Here is a 217-nt window from a genome sequence, read left to right as displayed (position 1 = left end):
GTGGAGATGCCCAGGAGCGCGGCCAGTGAGAAGTAGGAGACGATGCTCTGGGCGAAGGCCACCGCGCCCATGCCCGACGGGCTGAGGACGCGGGACACGTAGGGCACCGTGACCAGCGGGAAGATGAACGACGACGACATGAGAATCATGTTCATCACCGCATTAAACTTCAAAGAACGAATACGAGTACTCATTTTTAATAGAAGAAATTAGATGC

Annotated in this window: 1 protein-coding gene; it reads right to left on the bottom strand. The window is 54.4% G+C overall.

Annotation, left to right across the window (positions count from 1 at the left end):
* Positions 1 to 194, bottom strand: a 194-nt coding sequence (locus CSQ86_RS09675; RefSeq protein WP_165773848.1) for an oligosaccharide flippase family protein, incomplete at its 3' end; no start/stop codon positions are given.
* Positions 195 to 217: the final 23 nt, after the last annotated feature.

Source organism: Bifidobacterium felsineum (assembly GCF_002802915.1).
Taxonomy (GTDB): domain Bacteria; phylum Actinomycetota; class Actinomycetes; order Actinomycetales; family Bifidobacteriaceae; genus Bifidobacterium; species Bifidobacterium felsineum.
Note: the sequence above shows the minus strand (reverse complement) of the source record. Positions and strands in the feature narration are given on the sequence as shown.